The organism is Exiguobacterium sp. s125 (genome assembly GCF_018618605.1).
GTDB lineage: Bacteria > Bacillota > Bacilli > Exiguobacteriales > Exiguobacteriaceae > Exiguobacterium_A > Exiguobacterium_A oxidotolerans.
This window is the reverse complement of sequence record NZ_JACSMI010000001.1, coordinates 831,997-846,001: the sequence shown is the minus strand read 5'-3', so window position 1 is coordinate 846,001 and position 14,005 is coordinate 831,997. Positions and strand designations below refer to the sequence as shown.

The following is a 14,005-nucleotide window of genomic DNA, read 5'->3' as shown; positions in this document are numbered from 1 at the left end:
ACATTTTCGTCATAATCCCTCTCAATTTTCTGATTCTTCGATCGATTCCTCAGAAAACGTAGGTTCGCCTTTTTCGTTAATTGTATAGCTTTGAGAGTATGCCGGGACAAAAGGTTGATCATCATACAGTAAATGACGAATATCTTGACCGACTTTTGGTTTTTTCTTCGCAGTTTCAACGGCTTTCTTCAATTCAGGAAGATAGTTGACATACAACTGCCCTTGACCGTCGACATAGATGTCCAGTTCCGTATCGGAATAAGGACTCGGAATCTTCGGTTCTTCCTTAATGAACAACTTTTTATAGTCGAGTGTGAATTGATTTTTACCAATCGAACCTTTAAATGGATATTTTTCATTTTTCTTTCGGTACGTATCGATGCGCACCTGTAGCTTTTGGAGTTCTTCTGCAACGAGTAAATCCATCAGCTTTACAGTCGGTTTCTCTTCCACATCGACTAACAAGTAAATGAACGTTCCACCACCTTCGAAACTATTCGGTGGAGGATCACTCATATAACGAGGAATTAAGCGTCCGAGTTCAATTTGATACCGCTCCATCAAAGGCGTATCTGCGTCTCTTGTTTTGATTGGTAAGACACCGGTATCTTTTTGATACGCGTCGACAGCATCTTGAACCGTTGCGATTTGTTGCGGATAGGGTATCCGGTTCGAAGGTTTTTGACTATCCGGGAAGAGACATCCCGATAACAACATGACAGGCACCAACATGAAAAGAACGACTAGCTTCTTCATGCGCTCGGACCTGCCATGACGATGAACACCATAATAATGGAAGCTACAATAAAACATAGGAAGGCAAGGGTCGAGAGCAGGAACTGCCAAACCCCTGTCAATTTCGTTCGACTGATCGTGACGAATAGGACGCTAATCGCAAATAACCCGATCCCGCCAAACGAAATCCACATTTTTAATAATCCAGGACTCAAGGTTTCCACCCCACTCCGTTAATCTTTCGTCGTAAACAGATGTTCAATTTCATTTTTTTGCGGGCGTTGCATCAACTTCCGTACTTCTTCTTCCGGTGTGTGACCATCGAAAAGGACATGGTAGAGTGCCGTCGTGATTGGAAGCTCGCACTGTTTCGTTTCTGCCAAATCGTAAGCAGCTTGAGTCGCGCGAACTCCCTCAACGACCATCCCCATGTTTTCTAATACGGTTTCGAGTTTTTCACCACGCCCGATGGCATTCCCGGCTCGCCAGTTCCGACTATGGACTGATGTACAGGTCACAATCAAATCACCCATCCCCGTCAAACCGGTGAACGTCATCGGCTTAGCACCAAGCAATGTACCGAGACGCGCGATTTCTACCATTCCACGCGTAATCAATGCTGCTTTCGCATTATCTCCATACCCTAAACCGTCCGTCATTCCTGCAGCTAAGGCAATGATGTTCTTCAAGGCGCCACCAAGTTCCGCTCCGATGATATCCGCGTTCAAGTACACCCGGAAGTTTTCATTCATGAAGAGTTCTTGGACACGACCGGCCTCTTCTAAATCTTCAGAAGCAATCGTCACCGTCGTCGGTTTACGTAATGCAACCTCTTCTGCGTGTGACGGTCCTGTCAAAACACAGACCGCCGAACGTTTTGCGGGATCGATTTCTTCTTCAATCAACTGAGACAATCGTAAGTGCGTCTTCGGTTCAATCCCTTTCGACGCATGAATGAGGACGACGGGTTCTGTTAATCGTTCATTTAACTGGCGTGCGACGCCACGAATCGCTGACGAAGGCGTCACAATCAAAATATGCGAAGCACCTGCTACAGCATCATCTAAATTCGTCGTCGCCCGTAAAGAAGAAGGCAATGCCACACCAGGCAGAAATTGTGTATTCTCATGATTTTCATTAATGGCATCAACATTTTTTTGATCACGGCCATAAAGAATGACGTCATGACCATTATCTGCTAAAACGAGTGAAAGCGCAGTTCCCCAGCTTCCAGCTCCAATGACTGCAATTTTTTTCATCATGATTTTCACCCTGCCTTATTGTTTTTGACGTGCCAAAATCCGAATCGGTGTTCCAGTAAAATCAAATGCTTCCCGGATTCGGTTATCGAGATACCGTTTGTATGAGAAATGCAAGAGCTCTGGATCGTTGACGAACAAGACGAATGTAGGCGGACGCGATGCCACTTGTGTCGCATAGTTAATCCGTAGACGAACACCCTTATCCGTCGGCGCTGGATTCATCGCGACTGCGTCGACGATAACATCGTTCAAGACGCTTGTCTGAATGCGTTGGGCATGACTTTTCGCCGCTTGATTGATGACAGGGAGCAATGTTTGAAGACGACGTTTCGTCTTCGCAGAGACGAAAACGATTGGCGCATAGTCGAGGAAGCGGAATTCTTCACGAATTTCTTCTTCCATTTTCTTCATCGTTTTATCATCTTTTTCGACCGCGTCCCATTTATTGACGACGATGACAATCGCACGTCCGGCTTCGTGGGCATATCCGGCGACTTTTTTATCTTGTTCGATGATACCTTCTTCACCGTCGAGGACGACACAAACGACGTCAGCTCGCTCAATGGCTTTTTGGGCACGCATGACACTAAAGCGTTCTGTCGATTCGTAGACTTTCCCACGTTTACGCATACCTGCTGTGTCGATGATGACGTATTCTTGATCGTCACGTGTAAACGGTGTATCGATTGCATCACGGGTTGTACCAGCGACACTTGAGACGATGACACGTTCTTCACCGAGAATCGAGTTCGTCATACTCGACTTCCCGACGTTTGGACGACCAACTAAGGCAAACTTAATTGTATTTTCGTCGTATTCGATGTCTTCTTTGTTTGGAGCTAGTTCGAGGACACGATCAAGCATGTCTCCGAGTCCTAGACCATGCGTTCCGGAAATCGGATATAAATCGCCGAATCCTAATGAGTAAAATTCATACATTAAATCACGCATTTCAAAGTTATCGACTTTATTGACCGCGATAACAACTGGTTTATTTGAACGGAACAACATGCCGGCGACTTCTTCATCGGCAGCCGTAATCCCTTCGCGTCCATTGACCATGAAAATAATGACGTCCGCTTCATCGATTGCAAGCTCCGCCTGATGACGCATCATTTGAAGTAAGGGCTCATCCCCGACTTCGATTCCACCTGTATCAATCAAATGAAAATGACGATTGAGCCATTCTCCAGTTCCGTATATACGGTCGCGGGTAACACCTGGCTTGTCTTCTACGATCGAAACCCGATCTCCAATCACCCGGTTAAAAATCGTCGACTTTCCGATATTTGGGCGACCTACGATCGCCACTACTGGAATTGCCATCCCAACACCTTCTTTCTCTTCTCTCGCTTCATAGCCGTTCTATTGTATCAAATCAAGCGCGCTTATACCACATCTAACCGAAACATAAAAAAAGCAGACACGAATCGTGTCCACTTTTTGTCAAAATTTATTCTTTTGCGTCCGAGTCTTTATCAGCGAGGTCCGCTACCGAAAACCCTTCATTTTGATCCGTATATTGAGAATAGTCATCTTCATCCGTCTCTTCTTGTTCTAAGACACGCGTCGAAAGGGAAATCTTGTGTTCATCTAAGTGAACCTCAAGAACTTTCGCTTCGATTTCTTGTCCCTCTTCAAGCACTTCCGACGGCGAACTAATATGGCGATTAGCGATTTGAGAGATATGGAGGAGACCTTCGACTTGCGGTGCAAGTTCGACGAATGCTCCGAATTGAACGAGACGACGGACACGTCCTTTGACGATGTCACCCGCTTCGATTTTTCCTTCCATCTGTTGCCATGGACCTGGTTGCGTCTCTTTAATTGATAGCTTGACCTTTTCTGTATCGCGGTCGACACCAAGTACTTTCACTTCGACTTGTTGCCCTTCCGTTACGATATCAGACGGTCGTTCGACACGATGATGCGCCATTTCAGAAATGTGGACGAGTCCGTCAACACCACCGATATCGACAAATGCACCAAAATCCGTTAAGCGTTGGACAGTTCCTTCAAGGACTTGACCCACTTCCAAGTTTTCAAGCGTCTCTTTTTTCTTCGCATTAAGCTCGCCTTCGACGACCGCTTTATGTGAAAGAATGACACGATTTTTTTCTTGGTCGAGCTCAACGACCTTGACTTCGATCGACCGGCCGATGTAGTTAGAAAAATCTTCTACATAGTGACGTTCGACAAGTGAAGCTGGAATGAATCCACGTACGCCGATGTCGACGACGAGACCCCCTTTGACGATGTCTTTGACGACAACTTCAAAAATTTCAGCCGATTCATATTTCGCTTCGACTTCTTCCCATGCTTTTAAGGCATCAATCTCACGTTTTGAGACGACGACTTCTTCGTCTGTAATCTTCTTCACCTTTACTTGTAATTCATCACCGACTTTTAGCACACCTCGTATGTCATCCAAATGGAGACTTGAGACTTCGCTAATCGGCAGGATTGCTTCTGTCTTATATCCGATATCAATGAGTGCTTGCTTGTCTTCAATCTTCACGACCATCCCAGTAACTACCTGGTCCCGATGAATTTCAAAATCAGGCATATCTTTCATTTCTTCGACCATTCCAACACAACCTCCTCACGATGAGTACAAGAAACGTAATAAAATACGTTTATCCTTCTTTTAACTTCTTACAATTCTGACTATTTGTCAAGGTTTTACACATGATTGTAGTAGACCGATTTGATTTCTTCGAGAATTCGTTCTGAAATCGCTTTCGCGGCACCGCGTTGATCGCGTAAATCTTCAATATCGACTGGTTTTCCGATTACGACCCGCATCGGCTTAAACGGGCGATAGTTGCCGATGATCGCGACAGGAACGATTTGCGCCGGAGATCGGAGTGCAAAAAAACCGACACCTGGTTGCGCTGCCGTGAACTCACCTGGAGCAGACCGTGTTCCTTCTGGAAAAATTCCGACGGTTTCATCCGTTTTCAATAATTCAATCGTTCGTTTTAAAGCTTGACGATCGCCCTGTCCGCGTCCGACGGGATACGTCCCCGCTGCCGTCATCAATTGTTTTAATCCAGGGACTTTAAACAGTTCCTCTTTTGCCATATAACGAACCGAGCGACTCGTCGGAATCGCGCTAACTAGAAAGACGGGATCCCAGTTCGAGCTATGATTCGCACATAAAAGAACGGATCCATCCTTCGGAAGATTTTCTCTCCCTGTCACGCGAAGACGAAATACAGTTTTGGCGATGACGAGCACGACGAATCGCGCTAGTCGATAAACGGAGTCCGTTCGACTCATTTTAATACCCCTTCCGCAAGCTCTGTCAGACGAAGGACGACTTGATCGATCGACATGACGGTTGTATCGAGATAAATAGCATCGTCCGCTTGTCTGAGCGGAGACACTTCCCGTTCACTATCACGTTTATCACGCAACGCGATTTCTGCTTGAAGTGCTTCTAAGTCACTGTCCATCCCCCGAGACACGTTTTCACGATGCCGGCGACTCGCACGTTCTTCGACTGTTGCTGTCATGAAGACTTTCAGTTCAGCATCTGGTAAGACGACTGTACCGATGTCACGCCCATCCATAACAATACCGCCCGATTCTGCTAAGCGGCGCTGCATCTCGACGAGTGCCGAACGTACTTGAGCATGTTTTGCGACGAATGAGACATTGTTCGTCACTTCGCTCGACCGAATCGACTCTGTTACTTCGCGCTCGCCAATAAAGACACGTTGCCCGTTTTCACCTGGTGTTAAACGAATATCAAGTGATGTCATTAACTCACCTAACCGTTGCCCATCCTCGAGATCGATTCCTTGCTCAAGTGCTGCGAGCGTTACGGCCCGATACATCGCCCCTGTGTCGATGTAGACGTAGTCAAGATGTGCTGCTAATTGTTTAGCAATTGTACTTTTTCCGGCACCAGCTGGTCCGTCAAGTGCGATTTGAATTTTAGTCATGTTTTTCGTTCCTTCCGTTTGAACCATTTTTAAGCGGTTCATAGTATCGACCGTTATCATAGCAAAAAAATAGACTTAGGTGAATGAATTCGTGCCACTCCGCGAATTTTTCATTTGCGCCTGATAACAGTGCCGTAAGACGAGCTCACGACTTCGATCATGAATTTGTGTAAATTGAAAGGCGAGTTCGTAACGTTCTTCGCGTCGATCGACGCGAACTAACTCACCTAAAACATCAAGTGTATGGGTTCCTCCATGTTCGGCCGGTAGTAAAAACGTCAATTCAACCTCGTCTTTTAGTTCAATCGGTAAATGATTCGCTAAGATCAATATTCCACCTGCTGATAAATCAAGCGAGACCGTCGTGAACGGTTCGAATTTAGTTTTATGTGGATGAAGTGCGACGTCCAAAAGTAACGGCACACGTACGAACTGACGACGTTGAACACGCTCAATCTGTTGGTCGGTCGGGCGTCTGATTGCATATCGTTGTCCACGAAGCGGATCATTTTGTCGTTCGACGATTTCCGATTCAAAGCCATACAACCGTCCCTTTTCTTTAAAAAAGTAAACGTGAATCGATTCATCTTCCGATAAAATAAATGTTTTTAGCGTGTCCGCCTCACTCGGCGCTTCCATCCAGATTAAACGGTTCGTCACAGCCGTGACCTTCGTCCGACCTTGTCGATTTTCACTGTTGCGTACCATTATCAAATCACCTGTTTGCATCATGTCACTCTCTCCCAATCCATTCTATTCAATTACTATTTTTTTTGTATCGATGATTCAAGCGATTCGCACTCTTAACTTGGTAAAGGCCGACTCCCCATAAAATCACCATAAAAATAATGGGCAGCAAGGAAATACCACCATTTTCCAATATTAACAAATTAAACATACTGTGCGCAATCATCGGAACGATTAAGGACAGACTTAGCCAACGATTCGGGTAAATTGAAAATTTTGCACGCCCCATAAAGAAGCCCATTAGAACAGCAAAGAGTGCATGACCCGATACAGGAAGCAACGCTCTGAATATCATGTGTTCAACCGTCCCATTGACCATTAAATATAAAATATTCTCAAGCGTCGCAAAGCCGAGCGAACAGGCGACTGCGTAAATGATACCATCATAATAATCATTGAAACGTTGATGGATATATACGGTATAAAAAACGATAAACCATTTCGCAAATTCTTCCGTAATTGCCGTTCGAAACAGACGAATCGATTCATCTCCCCCAAATTCAGTCTGAACGACGTAGTCGATGAACATCAATGGAAACACAAGTAAAATGCCAAAAATGAAACTCCGTAAAATATAACCGACGGGTTCAGCTTCATGTTCATGGCGGAGATAAAAATAAGTAAGTAGTGCAATTCCCGGGGCAATTCCTGAGAAAACGATCGATAACACGTTTTTGCCCCCTTCCTATTCCTTAAGGATAAAGGTTTCTCCTGGAAAAGAAAACCGAGTCCATTGTATATCCGAAAAAAAAAGGTACAATTATGGATGAAAATGAATAGTCAGCTTTTAGTGTCTGACTATCGAACAAATAGACAGGAGGCTCTTTATGAAAAAATTACTATTAGTCCATACCGGAGGCACGATCGCGATGGCACAAAATCATTCCGGTCACGTTCTGCCGAATGACATCAACCCACTTGATGCTTCATTGCCACGTGCGACCGACATCGCGGACATCACGACACGCCACTTCGCGAACCTTCCTTCACCACACATCACACCGGACATCATGCTCCGTCTCGCACACTTCATCAAAGAAGAACTGCAGGCAGGGTATGATGGCGTCGTCATCACGCACGGAACGGATACGTTAGAAGAAACGGCTTATTTCTTACAGTTGACGATTGGTGCTCCAATTCCAATCGTCTTGACAGGTGCGATGCGTTCATCAAATGAAGTCGGTTCAGACGGTGAGTTTAATTTGATTACGGCATTGCGTGTAGCCGTCAGTGATGCAGCTAGAGGAAAAGGGGTTCTCGTTGTCTTTAACGGAGAAATCCACTCTGCTTTCAACGTCACGAAAACGCATACTTCTTCTGTCGATACTTTTAAATCTGTTCATTTCGGTAACTTAGGGATGGTCACGAAAGATCATGTCTATTTATTCAATACACCTGTCTTAAAACCAACGCACATGGTGACGAAACTAACAAAGCGTGTCTCCGTCCTAAAAGTTTACGCCGGGATGGACCCCGACCTTTTAGTTGCTGTCGGTGAACTTGGTTATGATGGTCTAGTCCTCGAAGTACTCGGGCAAGGAAATGTGCCACCGAGTCTGATGGATGCGATTCGTCAGCTGACTGAACAAATGCCAATCGTCATCGTCAGTCGTTGCTTTAACGGCATCGTCCAAGATGTCTACGGATATGCAGGCGGAGGACAACAATTAAAAGAACTTGGTCTGATTTTCTCGAATGGTCTGAACTCGCAAAAAGCTCGATTGAAATTGATGATTGAGCTCGAAATCGAGGCTACACACCCTGAACTTGAGACTTCATTTCAAGTCGAATGATCTGTCACTAAAAATAACCGCTTCCCGGGGAGGGAAACGGTTATTTTTTTAGCGATCGAAAAGAGCGCTTATCGCGTCGTTTCACGAACAAGTCGATCCGCAAGACTCGTTGCAATCAATTCTCCATGAAAACGACCGTTTTCGATAAATATTTTGTTGGCGTCATATCCTGCAGCGACGACACCCGCAATATAAATGCCGGGAACGTTTGACTCCATCGTTTCCTCATTGAAATCCGGAATTCCCGTTTCTCCATCAATCATGATACCGGCATCCGCGAACAAACCAACGTCCGGTGTGTAACCTGTCATCGCAAAAACAAAATCTGCTTTAATTGAGGTCGCTTCTCCTTGTTCTTTATAATGGACGTGCGTCGGTGTGATGGAATCGATCGTTGCGTTAAACACCATCTTGACCTTCTCGGCCCGTACGAGCGCTTCGAAGTTCGGGAGGACCCATGGCTTGATTGACGGACTGTACGCTTCACCACGGTATAACAGCGTGACATGTGCACCTGCCTTCTCAAGTTCAATTGCGGCATCGACACTCGAATTTTTTCCACCAATGACGACAACGTCTTGTCCGAAGAAAGGATGACCTTCTTTAAAATAATGAGAAACGTGCGGTAATTCCTCACCTGGTACGTCCATTTTATTTGGCAATCCGTAATAGCCTGTCGCTAAGACGAGTGCCCGTGCCTGACGCGTCACCGTCTCCTCCATTCGCGACGATACGACTTCGAACCCTTCACCATCCGTACGTTTACTGATTCGTTCCACCGTCTCAAACGGACGAATCGTGATTTCTTTCCGTTTAACGACTTCACGGTAATAGACGAGTGCATCTTGGCGTTTCGGCTTAAGTTCCTTGTTGATAAACGGAACACCACCGATTTCTAATTTTTCGCTACTCGAAAAAAATGTTTGATGCGTCGGATATTGATAAATCGCTTCGACGATATTTCCTTTTTCGATGACTTCGACAGCTAATCCACGATCTTGCATCTCGATCGCTGCCGATAACCCACACGGTCCTGCACCAATGATGAGACAATCCAGCATAATCTTTTCTCCTCTTCCACGTGCTTTTTTTTTATCTTAGCAAACATGAGCAAACGAAGAAAGAATTTAAGTTACATGAAAAAAGTTCACTCCTGTAAGAAGTGAACTTTTTCAAATTAAACCCATCCACGGAAGCGTGAGGCTTCCGCCATTTTACGAACGCCTACCATGTAGGCAGCGAGGCGCATATCAACATTTCGTGTATGCGATGTTTGATACACTTGATTAAACGAGTTCACGAGTACTTTTTCAAGCTTTTCATGCACTTCTTCTTCCGTCCAGTAATACCCTTGGTTGTTTTGAACCCATTCAAAGTAGGACACTGTTACGCCACCACTTGAAGCCAAGACATCGGGAACAATCAAGATTTCACGATCTGCGAGAATTTTAGTCGCTTCATTCGTCGTCGGACCGTTGGCTGCTTCGACGACGATTCGCGCTTTAATGTCATGCGCATTATCTTCCGTGATTTGATTTTCAATCGCTGCCGGAACAAGAATGTCACACTCTAATTCGAGCAGTTCTTTATTTGAAATTGTATTTTTGAACAGCGTCGTCACCGTCCCGAACGAATCGCGACGATCAAGTAAATATGGGATATCCAGTCCGTTCGGATCATGGAGAGCGCCATATGCATCACTAATCGCAATGACTTTCGCCCCTAAATCATGCATGAACTTCGATAAGAAGCTCCCTGCATTACCAAACCCTTGAACGACGACGCGGGCTCCTTCTAATGTAATCCCTTTTTTCGCAGCAGCTTCCCGAATCATGATGGCGACCCCTTTAGCTGTCGCAGTCTCACGCCCGTGGGAACCACCGAGTACTAACGGCTTTCCTGTAATGAAGCCCGGTGAATTGAATTCATCAATCCGGCTGTACTCATCCATCATCCAGGCCATGATTTGTGAGTTCGTGAAGACATCAGGCGCTGGAATATCTTTTGTCGGACCAACGATTTGACTGATTGCACGGACATAGCCACGACTCAGACGCTCGATTTCCCGGAAACTCATCTCTCGTGGATCGCAAATGATTCCACCTTTACCACCACCGTATGGTAAATCGACGATTCCTGCCTTCAAGCTCATCCAGACGGATAACGCTTTGACTTCGACTTCCGTTACGTTCGGGTGGAAACGGATTCCACCTTTCGTCGGACCGACAGCATCATTGTGTTGCGCCCGGTAGCCGGTAAAGATTTTTGTTGACCCATCGTCCATCCGAACTGGAATCCGAACCGTTAACATTCGCAACGGTTCTTTTAACAATTCATACATTTCGTCCGGGTAACCCAACTTCTCAAGAGCTTCTTTTACGATTTCCTGTGTTGCTTCAAGTACGTTTTTCCGATGATTCGCATGTTGTTGGTCAGTGATCATTCCAACGTTCCTCCCCATAAGTGGCATCCCCTATGCCGTTTCCTTGTTCGGATAAAGTATACCTTGTTCCGACGTGTAATGAAAGGGATTCCTACTATATTTGTAAGCGCTTTCTATCATCTACTCTTTTTCGTTTACTTTATGTTGTTCGAAGTCGCTTGATGACGTGTAATCGCTAGATTGATAAACGATTCGACTAGCTCTGGATAATCAATCCCGATTGCCCGTGCCCCGTCCGGGAATAGACTTGTCGCTGTCATACCAGGTAGCGTATTGGTTTCTAAAATAACGGGATGACCGATTTCAGGCACCAGGAAATCAGAACGGGAATAGCCCGAACATCCGAGGACTTGATGGGCGAGGACTGCCCACTCTTGTAATTTTTGTGTCGTCACCTCGTCAAAATCAGCAGGACAGATATGCTCTGATCCACCGACTGCATATTTTGATTCATAATCATAAAATTCATTTTTAGGAATGATTTCGATGACGGGCAACGCTTTTTCAGCACCTTTTTGGCCGAGCACCGGTACGGTTACTTCTCGCCCTTTAATGAATTGTTCAATCAAAACCGCATCGTCTGCCTGAAAAGCGAGTTCGATTCCGCTTCGTAACATCGCGTCGTCCATCGCAATCGTCAATCCATTTGACGATCCTTCTTGAGCCGGTTTGACGACACAAGGGAATTCACCGCCCCACTGCCGGACCTTATCTGCGATGTCGTCACCGCGTTCAATCAAGACATCACGCGCAATCCGAATGCCAGCCTTCTCAAAGTGCAACTTCGACCGTGCTTTATCCATCGCTAATGCGGAAGCCAAAACACCTGATCCAGTATACGGAATATCCGCTAACTCTAGTAATGCTTGGACACGACCATCTTCTCCATATTTTCCATGAAGAGCAATGACGGCGACTTCAACATCCAGATTGAAAATTTCTTCAGCACGTTCCGGATGGAAATCGATGGCAACGACTTCGTGCCCTTTTCCCTCCAATGCTTGAATCACGGACTTCCCGCTACTTAACGAAACCTCACGTTCTCCAGAAATCCCACCATATAATACTGCCACTCTCATACTCTTCACTCCTTCATCTTACGTTCACTGTTTATCATACCATCACTCTTTCAACGAAAAAATACAAAATGGTGTTAACTGATGATTCCTCATGAAAAAGACCACTTTCCGTCAGAAACCGGTCAGTGGCCTTAAAAAGAATCGTCGTATGTGCCGATTCGTTAAAAATCATCATTTACACGGAAAATGTCCCGGCGATCATTTTGATTGCATCCGAACGCTGAAGTGTTTTTCCGTATTCCGCCATCGCGAGCGGACTTTTCGCACTTGGTACGCCATATTCAGACAGTACGGTCGTAATCGTCCGTTCAAGCGCCTCTGCCATCCGTTCCTCGAAATACAAGTAATACCGTCCTTCGAAGTAGTACAGCGCTCCACCCGTTTCCGTCATCGGAACGTGGCGAAGCAATCCGTGGCTCGCTTGAATGACGTCCTCGAATTCTTCGAGTTGATACAGGACATGATGTACGATATCGACGGTCATCCGAATTTCTACTTGATCAAATTCATCAAACGTTTCTTCTGGTAATTCACCTTCTCGTCGTACATCGACCAACATCCCGTCATTCGGAAAGAATGTCACAAAAAATTCGAGTGTCCCGACCGCATGAAATCCAAAATTTGATTCTGCTTCTTCTAACAGGTTACGTAATAGGTCCTGTCCTTTTCCAACTGCCAGTGTTTCTGGTCGAACGTCGTGAACGGATAGTTCCTGCTTCGTAATAAACACACGTAAATGCCCTTGTTTAAATGTCTCAAATCTCATCTAAGACTCCTCCAGTCAATGCCGGAGAAAAACAACTTCTCCGTTCGATATGAATCACACTATACACCAGTTGTCGGAGTGAGTCGACTTAACCAACTTTTCCAGGAGGAATCGTCCGTCCCGAGGAGATGATCCGCGTATTTTTCAGGGAGCTGTTCGACGGCATAACCACCTAGACCAATCTCGACGTTCGGTACAGCCTGTCGTAGTTCGGCAAGCGCTTCATCTAAAAGACTGAGGTGGTCAGAAATCGTACACGAAAGGACGACAGCACGTGGTACTAATTGTTTTGTCACCGTCACAAGATCTGACACGGGAATTCCTGCCCCAAGAAAAATCACATCGAAGCCGGATTGGCGTAAGTATAGCGTAAAAAATAACAATCCCAATTCATGTTCTTCTTCTGGCGCACATACACATAAAATGCGCGGTAAAAAAGGATTGATCGGCATTTGCAACGATAATGTCGAAAGGCGGGCCCGTAAAAAGGCTGTCGCAAAATGTTCATGCGCAATCGTAATTTCACCATTTTCCCACTTCGAGCCGATTTCGTGCAGCAACGGTCCGACGATATCTTGAATCACCTTATCGAAACTAAACATCGAGAATGCCTTATTCATGATGTCATGGGCATGTCGTTCCTCAAATGTCGTTAATGCCTCAAACAGTTGTTCACGTAGTTCAACACCATAATCAAGTGGAAGCTCCGTGCGACTGACAGGCATTTCGTACAGTTGAATCGCTTTCGAAACAGATAGTCCTTCTTTTTGTTTGTCTACAATCCAGCGGAGCTTCGCGACATCGCTATCACTATAGATGCGATGCCCAGATTCACTCCGGTCCGGATCAAGCACTTGATATCGCCTTTCCCAAGCACGAATGGTCGTTGGGTTGAGCCCTACTAATGCAGCGACTGCTTTGATATTATATTTCCCACGATCCATGCACCGTGCCTCCTTCCTTCTCCTTTTCAGTATACCCGTAAAGGAAAATAATCTCTGTTCACAATGTGCCCTTACATCATGAAACCGAGGGAAACGAAGGCGATAATGATTGTAATCATAAGAATCGTCAGCGTGATGGCTAACGGATTTTTGACAAAGGGTTGCTTTAACCGTTCATTCCGCACATGTTCAATTCGTGAAGAACGTGGTGGTAAGCTTGATTTTGGTTCTTCTTGTCGGTTCTTTCGTTGATCGTATTTACTCAATTTCATCACCTTTTCTAAAA

Annotated in this window: 16 protein-coding genes; 1 reads left to right on the top strand and 15 read right to left on the bottom strand. The window is 45.5% G+C overall.

Annotation, left to right across the window (positions count from 1 at the left end; all coding sequences use genetic code 11):
- Positions 1–21 precede the first annotated feature (21 nt).
- The 9 genes from KNQ05_RS04120 to prsW form a co-directional block, all read right to left on the bottom strand.
- Entirely contained in the window at positions 22–756 is a 735-nt protein-coding gene (locus KNQ05_RS04120; RefSeq protein ID WP_029330664.1) for a hypothetical protein, read from the bottom strand.
- Positions 753–950, bottom strand: a complete 198-nt coding sequence (locus tag KNQ05_RS04115; protein WP_029330666.1) for a DUF2768 domain-containing protein — start codon at positions 948–950, stop codon at positions 753–755. Before KNQ05_RS04115 ends, KNQ05_RS04120 begins: the two co-directional genes overlap by 4 nt.
- Before the next feature lie 18 nt (positions 951–968).
- Positions 969–1,994: an NAD(P)H-dependent glycerol-3-phosphate dehydrogenase gene (locus KNQ05_RS04110; RefSeq protein WP_201302334.1), complete on the bottom strand. Its 1,026-nt coding sequence runs from the start codon at positions 1,992–1,994 to the stop codon at positions 969–971.
- 18 nt (positions 1,995–2,012) lie between these two features.
- Positions 2,013–3,323, bottom strand: coding sequence for a ribosome biogenesis GTPase Der (gene der, locus KNQ05_RS04105; protein WP_029330675.1), 1,311 nt, complete (start codon positions 3,321–3,323; stop codon positions 2,013–2,015).
- Between the two features lie 127 nt (positions 3,324–3,450).
- Positions 3,451–4,584 (bottom strand): 30S ribosomal protein S1, encoded by a 1,134-nt coding sequence (gene rpsA / locus KNQ05_RS04100; protein WP_214801827.1) that lies wholly within the window; start codon positions 4,582–4,584, stop codon positions 3,451–3,453.
- Between the two features lie 95 nt (positions 4,585–4,679).
- Positions 4,680–5,279, bottom strand: a complete 600-nt coding sequence (locus KNQ05_RS04095) for a lysophospholipid acyltransferase family protein (protein WP_088837326.1) — start codon at positions 5,277–5,279, stop codon at positions 4,680–4,682.
- Positions 5,276–5,947, bottom strand: coding sequence for a (d)CMP kinase (gene cmk / locus KNQ05_RS04090; RefSeq protein WP_214765110.1), 672 nt, complete (start codon positions 5,945–5,947; stop codon positions 5,276–5,278). The genes KNQ05_RS04095 and cmk overlap by 4 nt, the downstream gene beginning before the upstream one ends.
- Positions 5,948–6,022: 75 nt before the next feature.
- A complete protein-coding gene (locus tag KNQ05_RS04085) occupies positions 6,023–6,679 on the bottom strand; it encodes a flagellar brake protein (RefSeq protein WP_214765111.1) in 657 nt (218 codons plus the stop codon).
- A gap of 25 nt (positions 6,680–6,704) precedes the next feature.
- A complete protein-coding gene (gene prsW / locus KNQ05_RS04080) occupies positions 6,705–7,364 on the bottom strand; it encodes a glutamic-type intramembrane protease PrsW (RefSeq protein ID WP_088837328.1) in 660 nt (219 codons plus the stop codon).
- A 157-nt stretch (positions 7,365–7,521) separates the two neighbouring features.
- Between prsW and KNQ05_RS04075 the strand changes: the two genes are divergently transcribed.
- Positions 7,522–8,487, top strand: a complete 966-nt coding sequence (locus KNQ05_RS04075) for an asparaginase (protein WP_088837329.1) — start codon at positions 7,522–7,524, stop codon at positions 8,485–8,487.
- Positions 8,488–8,555: 68 nt separating this feature from the next.
- On the opposite strand, the gene KNQ05_RS04070 is transcribed toward KNQ05_RS04075, so the two are convergent.
- From KNQ05_RS04070 to KNQ05_RS04045, 6 genes are all read right to left on the bottom strand, one after another.
- Entirely contained in the window at positions 8,556–9,548 is a 993-nt protein-coding gene (locus KNQ05_RS04070; protein WP_214765113.1) for a YpdA family putative bacillithiol disulfide reductase, read from the bottom strand.
- Positions 9,549–9,664: 116 nt separating this feature from the next.
- A complete protein-coding gene (locus KNQ05_RS04065) occupies positions 9,665–10,930 on the bottom strand; it encodes a Glu/Leu/Phe/Val family dehydrogenase (RefSeq protein WP_029330690.1) in 1,266 nt (421 codons plus the stop codon).
- A gap of 134 nt (positions 10,931–11,064) precedes the next feature.
- Complete coding sequence (locus KNQ05_RS04060; RefSeq protein ID WP_029330692.1) at positions 11,065–12,009, bottom strand: D-alanine--D-alanine ligase; 945 nt, start codon at positions 12,007–12,009, stop codon at positions 11,065–11,067.
- Positions 12,010–12,184: 175 nt separating this feature from the next.
- Complete coding sequence (locus KNQ05_RS04055; protein WP_159172429.1) at positions 12,185–12,775, bottom strand: adaptor protein MecA; 591 nt, start codon at positions 12,773–12,775, stop codon at positions 12,185–12,187.
- A gap of 59 nt (positions 12,776–12,834) precedes the next feature.
- A complete protein-coding gene (locus tag KNQ05_RS04050; protein ID WP_088837332.1) occupies positions 12,835–13,719 on the bottom strand; it encodes a MerR family transcriptional regulator in 885 nt (294 codons plus the stop codon).
- Positions 13,720–13,790: 71 nt separating this feature from the next.
- Entirely contained in the window at positions 13,791–13,985 is a 195-nt protein-coding gene (locus KNQ05_RS04045; protein ID WP_029330697.1) for a hypothetical protein, read from the bottom strand.
- Between the last annotated feature and the right edge of the window lie 20 nt (positions 13,986–14,005).

Coding starts and splice junctions, on each gene's coding strand:
- KNQ05_RS04120 (WP_029330664.1), bottom strand. CDS start 756: ATGAAGAAGCTAGTCGTTCTTTTCATGTTGGTGCCTGTCATGTTGTTA.
- KNQ05_RS04110 (WP_201302334.1), bottom strand. CDS start 1,994: ATGAAAAAAATTGCAGTCATTGGAGCTGGAAGCTGGGGAACTGCGCTT.
- der (WP_029330675.1), bottom strand. CDS start 3,323: ATGGCAATTCCAGTAGTGGCGATCGTAGGTCGCCCAAATATCGGAAAG.
- rpsA (WP_214801827.1), bottom strand. CDS start 4,584: ATGGTCGAAGAAATGAAAGATATGCCTGATTTTGAAATTCATCGGGAC.
- KNQ05_RS04095 (WP_088837326.1), bottom strand. CDS start 5,279: ATGAGTCGAACGGACTCCGTTTATCGACTAGCGCGATTCGTCGTGCTC.
- cmk (WP_214765110.1), bottom strand. CDS start 5,947: ATGACTAAAATTCAAATCGCACTTGACGGACCAGCTGGTGCCGGAAAA.
- KNQ05_RS04085 (WP_214765111.1), bottom strand. CDS start 6,679: ATGATGCAAACAGGTGATTTGATAATGGTACGCAACAGTGAAAATCGA.
- KNQ05_RS04075 (WP_088837329.1), top strand. CDS start 7,522: ATGAAAAAATTACTATTAGTCCATACCGGAGGCACGATCGCGATGGCA.
- KNQ05_RS04070 (WP_214765113.1), bottom strand. CDS start 9,548: ATGCTGGATTGTCTCATCATTGGTGCAGGACCGTGTGGGTTATCGGCA.
- KNQ05_RS04065 (WP_029330690.1), bottom strand. CDS start 10,930: ATGATCACTGACCAACAACATGCGAATCATCGGAAAAACGTACTTGAA.
- KNQ05_RS04060 (WP_029330692.1), bottom strand. CDS start 12,009: ATGAGAGTGGCAGTATTATATGGTGGGATTTCTGGAGAACGTGAGGTT.
- KNQ05_RS04055 (WP_159172429.1), bottom strand. CDS start 12,775: ATGAGATTTGAGACATTTAAACAAGGGCATTTACGTGTGTTTATTACG.
- KNQ05_RS04050 (WP_088837332.1), bottom strand. CDS start 13,719: ATGGATCGTGGGAAATATAATATCAAAGCAGTCGCTGCATTAGTAGGG.